Genomic DNA, 8,507 nt, shown 5'->3' with positions numbered 1-8,507 from the left:
CTGCTCAAGCTGAGAAACAGAAAAATTCCTCATCTCATGCGGATAAACAACACGATCAAGAACAGGAAAACGACCGGAAGAAGATTTGGATGACATGATTCAGCTCTTTCTCTCGACCATGTAGCGGGCGAGAAGGTGCAGATGTTTCGCACGATCACCAAAAGGTGAGAGCGCCGTAACAGCCCTGTTCATCAGAACCTCAGCTTCACGCCGCGCCCCGTCAATTCCAAGCAGGGCCACAAAAGTGGACTTCCCCGAAGCCTCATCCTTACCCGCCGTCTTGCCCAGTTCCTCGGCACTCGCCGTTGCATCCAGAACGTCATCCGCAATCTGGAACGCCGCCCCGATATCATGCCCGTAAGACAGAAGCGCCTTCATCTGATCGGAAGACGCACCCCCCAGAAGCGCACCCGCCTCGGCAGAATAACGGATCAGACGCCCCGTCTTGAGCTCATGCAGACGACGCACGGCCTCCAGCGGCAGAGACCGGCCCTCACCCAGCATGTCAATCATCTGACCGCCGACCATCCCCGCAGCCCCCGAAGCCCGGGCCAGAGCCAGAACCAGATCCGCACGCACGGATGCATCACCCGACGTCGCCGGATCGGCAATCACCTCAAACGCAAGCGTCTGCAGCGCATCACCGGCCAGAATGGCCGTCGCCTCATCAAACTTCCGATGCGCCGAAGGCTGCCCGCGGCGCAGATCATCATCATCCATCGCCGGAAGATCGTCATGAACGAGGGAGTAGGCGTGCAGCATCTCAACAGACGCCGCAACACGCAGGGCGGCAGCCTCGGACACGCCGAACAGAACTGCCGTCTCAACCACGAGATAGCCGCGCAGACGCTTCCCGCCGCCCAGCGTGGCATAGCGCATCGCATCGTACAGACGCGCACTGTCATCGGAAACAGGTGGAATGAGCGCGTCCAGAGACGCCTCGATCTCAGACGCCCGCCGCGCCAGAGAAGCCTTCAGATCGGAGAAATCAGCAGCCTGTGCCGGAGTGGAGATATCCATGGTCTCACGTCTGTTCCAGATTGGCGACGCCAGCAGAGCCGTCGTTCTTTTTCACAATAAGCTGCACGCGCTCCTCCGCCTCACGCAGCTTCTTCTCACAATGCTGACGCAATACCGAACCGCGCTCATAGGCGGTAATGGCATCTTCAAGCTTCAGCTGCCCCACTTCCATACTCCGGACGATTCGCTCCAGCTCGTGAAGCGCCTCCTCAAACGAAAGTGCGGTGATGTCGCTGTTCATACCGGACGGGTCCTCACGACTCAATGCGAAGGGCAGCCATTACCCCCGCGCCGGGGATGTGCCAACCCTTTATGGCGGGATGCGGGGAGCATGCCTGATCAGAGTCCGGCGCTGCCCTCTCCCCGGCGGATGACAAAAACATACGTCCCGTCCTCCTCCGTAAAGGCAACCAGAGCATGACCGCTCTCCCGGCAGAAAGCCCGGAATTCCGCGACAGACGCCCGGTCCGAAACCAGAACCCGAAGCCGCTCGCCAGGGGACATCGCCCGCAGCGCACGGGCCGCCTTAAGAACCGGAAGAGGGCAGAAAAACCCCCGCACATCAAAAACCGTATCACTCATTTTCAGGTCCCGGCTGACTTTCAGGTTCCGGCAGGGCGGGAACGCCGGTGCGCCCCCACACAGCTGATCACGCTCAGAACAACACACACAAACGCAAGCCCCTCGGACAAGGTCAGAAACCGGCCGTTCCACAGACAGCCATAGATCAGCGCCGATAACGTCTCCGACAGAATCATCTGCCCCGACAGTGTCAGAGGCAGAAGACGGCTCGCCCGGTTCCACAGCGCATTGCCCGCCATGGATGCAAGAACAGCAACCCCCGCACAGATCAGCGCAAACCGCAGCCACGCCCCCGCAGAATGCACGACATCCCCCGAACCCGCAGACAACAGCGGAAAACCGGGCAGGGCAGGGAGCAGACCCGCCGCAAACGGCACCAGACGCGCGAACGGAACGGCCTCCCCCTCCGGACTCCGCGCGGACATCACACTCCCCGCAAACATCACCGGAACCGGAACCGCCCCCACGATGATTGAGGTCATCGCAATGCCACCCGCCTGAACCCCGGCCGCAAGAAGGATGAAATAAACCGTGTTCCCTGCAAGAGACAGGAAAAACAGCTCCCGCCACTCCCGCACCGACACATGCCCGCGCAGAACCGGAATGCGCGGAATCAGCAGAACCGCAGAAAACAGGCCGTAGAAAAAATACCTCCCGCAGGCGAGCTGCAGCGGCGTAAACCCGCGCGCCAGCTCAGGAACCAGAAAAACCAGCCCCCACAGCGCCCCCGCGCCGAAACCGCACGCAATCCCGGTGCCATAACCGGGATGCCGCAGAACGGACATCACCCCCCACAGGAAACACCTCGCATCACGCCCCCCTCAGAGCCGCAAGCTCCAGAGCCCGCGCATAAACCGTCCGCCGCGGCAGACCCGATGCCTTCGCCACGATCGCCGCCGCATCCCGCACGGAACTGTGCTCCAGAGCCGCGACCAGCCGCTCATCCAGATCCGCAGCCCCGTCCTCCTCCTCCGCAGCAGGAGGCGCGATCAGAACCGTCATCTCCCCGCGCGGCGGATCCTCCCGGCACCGCTTCGCCAGAGACACGCCATCCCCGCGTAAAAGCTCCTCAAACCGCTTGGTCAGCTCGCGTGCGATCACAACCTGCCGCCCGGTTCCGAACACATCTGCGAGATCAGCCACCATATCCGCCACGCGATGCGGCGCCTCATGCCAGATCAGAGTCGCATGAAGCCCGGCCAGCTCCGCCGCCCGCAGCGTGCGGAAACTCTCCAGACGCGCAGCCTCACGCGGGGGAGGAAAACCCAGAAACATGAACGGATGCGGCGGCAGACCCGACAGAACCAGAGCCGTCAGAGCCGCATTCGGACCCGGAACCGCCGTCAGGGGCAATCCCGCCTCCGTCACGGCCCGGACCAGGCGATAGCCCGGATCGGACATCACCGGCATCCCGGCATCAGAAACAAGAGCAATCCGCACTCCCTCGCGCAGCTGCTGCACAAGCCCGGGAAGACGCTGCTCCTCATTATGATCGTGCAACGCGCCCGTACGGACGGAAATGCCATAATGCTGCAACAGTCGCGCCGTAACCCGAGTGTCCTCGCACAGCACGAGATCTGCCTCCCGCAGAGCCGCCTGCGCGCGGGGACTGAAATCGCCAAGGTTGCCGATCGGCGTCGCCACCAGCGTCAGACCGCCTTCACGCAAAGCATGACGCGGCGGAAAACCTTCGTTATGACAGTCATGAGCGTCGTCATGATCCGGCCCGCCGGACATCTCCGGTTCTCCGGAAAGGGCGACAGGGTCTGAAACAGTCATTCTTATCATCCTACCAGTGCGGAGGAGCACAGCGTTGAAGCCGGTTCAGTCATGCCACGATATGGCACGAGGGAAAATCTCCGCACACCGTTCCCGTGCCACCCCCATTCGCAAGGCCACCCCTCTCTGTAAGACAGGACTCCTGACCGCCTCGCTGCTCGCCCTCTCAGCCTGCACACAGACCAGCACGTCATGGCCCGACGGCGCTGCCGCAGGGCAGGGAAACGCCGCCCGGGCAAAACTCGGCGTGCTGCTCCCCCTGAGCGGAAAGAACGCAACCCTCGGCGGTGAAATGCTCCGCAGCGTCCGTCTCGCCCTGTCCGCCTCAGGCGGCAGCACCCCGCAGGTCGATGTCCACGATACCGCAGGCCCCGCCGGCGTCACCGCCGCCGCACAGACCGCCATCTCCGCCGGAGACGGGCTGATCCTCGGACCGCTCACCGCGCAGGACACGGCCTCGATTGCCTCCATGACCCGGCTGAACACCATCCCGGTCCTCGCCTTCACCAGCGATGTCCGCCAGGCCTCGCCGGGCGTGTGGACCCTCGGAATCACACCGGAACAGCAGGTCACGCGCCTCGTCGCCGCAGCAAAGAATGAAGGCCGCCACAGCTTCGCCGCTCTGCTGCCCGACACCCCCTTCGGACACGCCATGGGCGACGGCCTCCTCAAGGCCTGCACGCTTTACGGTCTGCCCGCCCCGCAGATCGAATATCACGCCCCGGGCACGGCCGCGATCACGGCAGGCCTGCAGCGCCTGATCGGCAGCACTTCCGCCGCCGCCCCGCAGCCCGCAGCCTCTTCAGCCTCAACGACGGACCCGCTCCCCGAAATATCAGCCCAGGACACGACAGAGCCCTCCGCTCCCGGAGACGCCCTGCCGCCGGAGCTGGCAAAGGCCCTGGCCTCCTCCGGCCCGGCCCTGTCCCCCGTCCCCGAAGCCTCGTCGGCCTCCGTCCCGGAAAAGCTGCCGTTCGACGCCCTGCTGCTGGGCGATACAGGGCTTGAGCTGAAAACCATCATCGACAGCACGGCCACATACCATCTCGCAGCCCCGCAGGTGCGAATCCTCGGTCCGGCCCTGTGGGGCGCCTTCTCCTCAAAGCTCGGAGGCATCCAGGGCGCATGGTATGCAGGTGTGAATCCGGCGGCCCGCCAGAACTTCGTCAGCCGCTTCCAGGCCGAGAATCACCACGTCCCGACTCCGCTGGCCGATATCGCCTATGACGGAGGCATCGCCGCCGCAACCGTCGCGACACAAAGCCGCGGTAACGGATTTCCCGCCTCTCTCCTGACCCGCCCCGAAGGCTTCCAGGGCGCATCAGGCACCTTCATCCTCAATCAGGACGGAACGGTCCGCCGCGACCTCGCCGTCTTCGAGGTACAGGCCGTCGGAGGAGGCCGGATTCTGGACTCCGGTGTGGCCGGAAAAAGCTGACGGGAAAAAGCCGGCAGAAAGACAGAACTCCGTATCCGACGCCGGATACGGAGTTCCGAAACAGGTCTGCAGGAAAAGTGCAGAAAAAACCGTATTATTTATGAATGTGCCCGCCCGGAGGGAAGTCCGGGCGATCCGTTTCCGCTGTGTGGAGGCAGGCATGACGAAACTGCTTTGCCGCGTTGAACGTGCATCCCTGCGGATCGCCATTACTGATGCACTCCACAACGCAGCAGCGGGTATAAAACCGGAAATTGTCCTATCTGAGGAGCCGCCGGCGACAAATCCGGCAAGCCCGGAAAACATAAGGACTCCGGCCGGAACATACAATGTCACGAATGACGTAGCCGGGGCCGGGAGAATGAAGTGCAGCCCGACGATCAGTGCCATCGCCGGTAACAGAAATTCCGGATGGGCCCAAGCCGGATGACGAGGCTGGCAGCAAGGAAGATAAGAATTCCTTCGCCGATTAATATTACCCGCCTCGCCTGTGCCGGGGTCGTAATTACATCGCCGGGCTGACGGACAACGCGAACAGTCGCAGCGCCCATGATTGCAAATCCTGCAAACGGGAGCACAAGTAGCAGTCAGGGAACGTCAGGCAGCGACGACAGAGTCGTATAAGCAAAGAACGCCCCGAAAAAGTCATAATCAGCGCACCTCAGGATCCGACAGGTCACCTCATATCGGTCTGGCAAGGAGGATTGTACCAGGTGACGTCAGCAGGTGAGCCCGGGCGATCATATCCCCAGACAATTCAGTCGTCTGGAAACCCTTTTTATCAGGGGTAAAAATAATATAACCCGGGTAAAATAAGAATGAAAAGGAATTCGCTGTCAGGCCGCCACCGTCACCTCGGGCACCGGCAGAACCGGCCGGATGAAATTCAGGGCCGCCTCAAACGATCCTTCCCGGCTGAGCTCACGATTGCGGATCGCATCCGCCACAACCCATCGCGTTCCCTGCGGCCGGACCGTATAGGCCGGATCAGCCGTCTCACGCACCCACACCATAACGATATCCGGATCCTGAGCGGAAGAGCCCGGATCAGCACCGATATCAGCGTCGCAAAGCCCCATGGGAAGCCCGGCAGTCAGCCAGCGGGAAAGATATTCCCGATGCCGGGGAAGGAAAGAGAGGCGGAAGGGGACAACATTTCCGGCGGCGGACGTCTGAGCTGCTGACATCGTCTTTCTGCATCCTCGGCGAAGGCGGTGGAGGCGCGGCAGGAGCGCCCCGTCAGAAAAAACGTATTGCCATGACCGGCATTCGCCAATCAGGAAAAGGCCTGTCAGCGCCTGCGAAACAGGCAGCCTTTCCCTAGTGTGATAAAAAGACAACAAACCGTAACTGAACAGATCAGAAAGTAATCAGATCCGTACGGCGGATGGTTATTTTTTAATCACGCCCCGTTCGCTCAGGCCGGGCGAATCAGGCGCGCCGCAAAGAATCCGTCCATGCCACCCTTGTCAGACCACATCCCGGGATGAGTGCGGAAACAGCCTTCCGGCGTCAGGGCCTCCGGCAGATCCGCCAGCTCTTCAGGGGTAAAGGCCTCATGAACGAAGCCGATACGCCGTGCGGCTTCCACCTGCGCCGGGCCTTCTTCTTCCTGAAGCGAGCACACCGCATAGATCAGCCGCCCGCCGGGACGCAGCATCTGCCATGCCGCCTCAAGCAGCCTGCGTTGCCCTTCCGCCAGAGCCGTCAGATCCCGCGGCCGCTTGATCCACAGAACATCCGGATGCCGCCGTGCGGTGCCGGTGGCGGAGCAGGGTGCATCCAGCAGAATCGCATCCACAGGCCGGTCCGGCCGCCACGATGTCGCATCGGCAATTACCGTCTCCACCTCCAGCCGCAGCCGGGCGATATTCTCCCGCAGTCGGACCGCACGGGTCTCCTCGCGTTCAACGGCCACAACCTTCGCACCGGTCAGGGCAAGCTGGGCCGTCTTGCCTCCGGGGGCAGCACAGAGATCGGCCACGCTCTCTCCCGGACGGGCCGCAAGCAGACGGGCAGGCCAGGAGGCTGCCACGTCCTGAACCCAGAACAGCCCTTCCTCATAGCCGGCAATTCCGGGAATCCGCGTTCCGGCCGGAAACCGCACGGAGCCGCCCGGAAGGAGTTCGCCGCCTTCAGGAACGGGGCTTGCGGGACGCAATGTCAGATCAACCGGCGCTTCCTCATTCAGGGTGCGGGAAATGGCCCGGGCTACACCGGGACCAAGCGATTTCCACGAACTCCAGAGCCAGGAAGGAATATCCAGACGCTCGGTATCCAGTCCCTCAAGCAGACTGACGCCCTGAGCAGCAACCTTGCGCAGCACGGCGTTTGCAAGACCGGCAAAAGGCTCCAGCCTGTGCCGCCGCAGCAGATCGACAATCGTCCCGACCGCGGCATGAGGCGGAGTCTCAAGGTAAAGCAGCTGCGTCGCGCCCAGCAGCAGCGCGGCACGGACGGCTTCCGGTGGCTGCTTGCGAAGAAACGGCTCAAGGGCCACGGAGAGTGAGCCAAGATGCCGGATGGTCGTGGCAGCCAGCCTGTGGGCCGCCGCGCGGTCGCGGGCCTCGGCCTGCCCGTCCCTGGTGGCGCGGGAGAGACTTGTCTCCAGCATGCGCCGGTCCTCAATCACACCGCGCAGAATCTCAAATGCGATGTCGCGCGTCGGGTCCGGCTGCGGGGCGGGGCGGGGAGCAGAACGGGAGCGGGAAGTTCTGCTGAATTTCCGTCCGTCCGGAGATGATTTTGACGAAATCTTCATTCCTTGCGCGCTTCAATGGCGTGAGGAAGAGCACATTGCACGTCAGATACCGGCAGACCAGTCCCTGAGATGGTTTTGTATCCGGAAACAGCGCGGGGGATGCGGATTTTTTATGGGTGTAAGCCATGGGCTGGGTGTGATTGCCAGCCTGTCTGACCGGGGACGGGAAATATTCGTGCCGACAGTCAGTGCGGTGCCAGGTGGTGTGATGCTGCGGCTTTTCTTTACGCGCCCGCCAAAGCTTCTCATGCCAGGCTTTGCCGGTTCCGGTATCGTTGTCGTTGCTCCGGGGCAGTTCGGGGATTTCGGCTTCAGGCCGGTCGCGTTCGACAGAATCCTTCTGAAGGAGATTCTGAGGAAGAATATCTCGGATGCAGCCGGAATGGATTCCGAGATGCGCGCCGTTGCTACGGCTGGCTTTGCCGGGCGTCCCGTCAGGCGTCTGGCGGAAGATGCAGGCCGCAAGCGTATGGCTGACAGGAAATATCTTGCGAAAGAGCTGTCAGCCCGTCTGGCCGATTATCTCTGCCCCTATGGCTTCTCCGATTCGCTGGTCCGTCTGTACGGCATGATGGGGTTTTCCGGCATATCCGGCAGGGAACCGCCGCAGTTCCGCCTGATCCGTAGAACGATCTCCGGCCTCGAGACGGAACAGCAGGCCTCCCGGCCGGAAGACAGACACGCGGACAGGATTGCCAGAGCGGCTGCCCTCGCGGCTTTAAAGCGCCTTCTGGCGTTATGGGAGAAGATGAATGCGCTGTATGAGGATCCGCTGAGTCTGGCCGGTCTGCAGTACGAAGCCGGACAGGGAGAGGCTGAACTCGGGCGTCTGTGCGGATGGGTGAGATACAGAGGTGGCCCCGGTTTTTTGGACAGGGGGTTAAGCTATAGACCGGCCTGAGAGAGGACGGGTTTATGGGCAAGGTT

The 8,507-nt window shown here is 62.3% G+C and carries 9 protein-coding genes; 2 read left to right on the top strand and 7 right to left on the bottom strand.

Going from position 1 to position 8,507, the window contains the following annotated elements; translation table 11 throughout:
- Nucleotides 1-99: 99 nt before the first annotated feature.
- The 5 genes from LOC54_RS10405 to rsmI form a co-directional block, all read right to left on the bottom strand.
- Nucleotides 100-1,020, bottom strand: coding sequence for a polyprenyl synthetase family protein (locus LOC54_RS10405; protein WP_279313750.1), 921 nt, complete (start codon nucleotides 1,018-1,020; stop codon nucleotides 100-102).
- Nucleotides 1,021-1,024: 4 nt separating this feature from the next.
- Nucleotides 1,025-1,261, bottom strand: a complete 237-nt coding sequence (locus LOC54_RS10400; protein WP_279313749.1) for an exodeoxyribonuclease VII small subunit — start codon at nucleotides 1,259-1,261, stop codon at nucleotides 1,025-1,027.
- Between the two features lie 98 nt (nucleotides 1,262-1,359).
- Nucleotides 1,360-1,602 (bottom strand): sulfurtransferase TusA family protein, encoded by a 243-nt coding sequence (locus LOC54_RS10395; protein WP_279313748.1) that lies wholly within the window; start codon nucleotides 1,600-1,602, stop codon nucleotides 1,360-1,362.
- Between the two features lie 20 nt (nucleotides 1,603-1,622).
- Nucleotides 1,623-2,387: an EamA family transporter gene (locus LOC54_RS10390; protein WP_279313747.1), complete on the bottom strand. Its 765-nt coding sequence runs from the start codon at nucleotides 2,385-2,387 to the stop codon at nucleotides 1,623-1,625.
- 25 nt (nucleotides 2,388-2,412) lie between these two features.
- Nucleotides 2,413-3,339 carry a 16S rRNA (cytidine(1402)-2'-O)-methyltransferase gene (gene rsmI / locus LOC54_RS10385; protein ID WP_279313751.1) on the bottom strand — a complete coding sequence of 309 codons (927 nt, stop codon included), beginning with the start codon at nucleotides 3,337-3,339 and terminating at the stop codon, nucleotides 2,413-2,415.
- 76 nt (nucleotides 3,340-3,415) lie between these two features.
- On the opposite strand from rsmI, the gene LOC54_RS10380 reads away from it, so the two are divergent.
- Nucleotides 3,416-4,819, top strand: a complete 1,404-nt coding sequence (locus tag LOC54_RS10380; protein WP_279313746.1) for a penicillin-binding protein activator — start codon at nucleotides 3,416-3,418, stop codon at nucleotides 4,817-4,819.
- Nucleotides 4,820-5,655: 836 nt separating this feature from the next.
- On the opposite strand, the gene LOC54_RS10375 is transcribed toward LOC54_RS10380, so the two are convergent.
- Together LOC54_RS10375 and LOC54_RS10370 are read right to left on the bottom strand one after the other, a co-directional pair.
- Complete coding sequence (locus LOC54_RS10375) at nucleotides 5,656-6,006, bottom strand: hypothetical protein (RefSeq protein ID WP_279313745.1); 351 nt, start codon at nucleotides 6,004-6,006, stop codon at nucleotides 5,656-5,658.
- 230 nt (nucleotides 6,007-6,236) lie between these two features.
- Complete coding sequence (locus LOC54_RS10370) at nucleotides 6,237-7,580, bottom strand: RsmB/NOP family class I SAM-dependent RNA methyltransferase (RefSeq protein WP_279313744.1); 1,344 nt, start codon at nucleotides 7,578-7,580, stop codon at nucleotides 6,237-6,239.
- A 112-nt stretch (nucleotides 7,581-7,692) separates the two neighbouring features.
- Here LOC54_RS10370 and LOC54_RS10365 point away from each other — a divergent pair, with 112 nt between their 5' ends.
- Nucleotides 7,693-8,481, top strand: a complete 789-nt coding sequence (locus LOC54_RS10365) for a hypothetical protein (protein WP_279313743.1) — start codon at nucleotides 7,693-7,695, stop codon at nucleotides 8,479-8,481.
- Nucleotides 8,482-8,507 lie beyond the last annotated feature (26 nt).

Origin of the sequence: Acetobacter sp. AN02 (genome assembly GCF_029759835.1) — a bacterium.
In the GTDB taxonomy this organism is placed as follows: domain Bacteria; phylum Pseudomonadota; class Alphaproteobacteria; order Acetobacterales; family Acetobacteraceae; genus Acetobacter.
Note: the sequence above shows the minus strand (reverse complement) of the source record. Positions and strands in the feature narration are given on the sequence as shown.

What these genes read in the sequence shown, in the direction of transcription:
- LOC54_RS10405 (WP_279313750.1), bottom strand. Translation starts at nt 1,020, where the DNA reads ATGGATATCTCCACTCCGGCACAGGCTGCTGATTTCTCCGATCTGAAG.
- LOC54_RS10400 (WP_279313749.1), bottom strand. Translation starts at nt 1,261, where the DNA reads ATGAACAGCGACATCACCGCACTTTCGTTTGAGGAGGCGCTTCACGAG.
- LOC54_RS10395 (WP_279313748.1), bottom strand. Translation starts at nt 1,602, where the DNA reads ATGAGTGATACGGTTTTTGATGTGCGGGGGTTTTTCTGCCCTCTTCCG.
- LOC54_RS10390 (WP_279313747.1), bottom strand. Translation starts at nt 2,387, where the DNA reads ATGTCCGTTCTGCGGCATCCCGGTTATGGCACCGGGATTGCGTGCGGT.
- rsmI (WP_279313751.1), bottom strand. Translation starts at nt 3,339, where the DNA reads ATGTCCGGCGGGCCGGATCATGACGACGCTCATGACTGTCATAACGAA.
- LOC54_RS10375 (WP_279313745.1), bottom strand. Translation starts at nt 6,006, where the DNA reads ATGTCAGCAGCTCAGACGTCCGCCGCCGGAAATGTTGTCCCCTTCCGC.
- LOC54_RS10370 (WP_279313744.1), bottom strand. Translation starts at nt 7,580, where the DNA reads ATGAAGATTTCGTCAAAATCATCTCCGGACGGACGGAAATTCAGCAGA.
- LOC54_RS10365 (WP_279313743.1), top strand. Translation starts at nt 7,693, where the DNA reads ATGGGTGTAAGCCATGGGCTGGGTGTGATTGCCAGCCTGTCTGACCGG.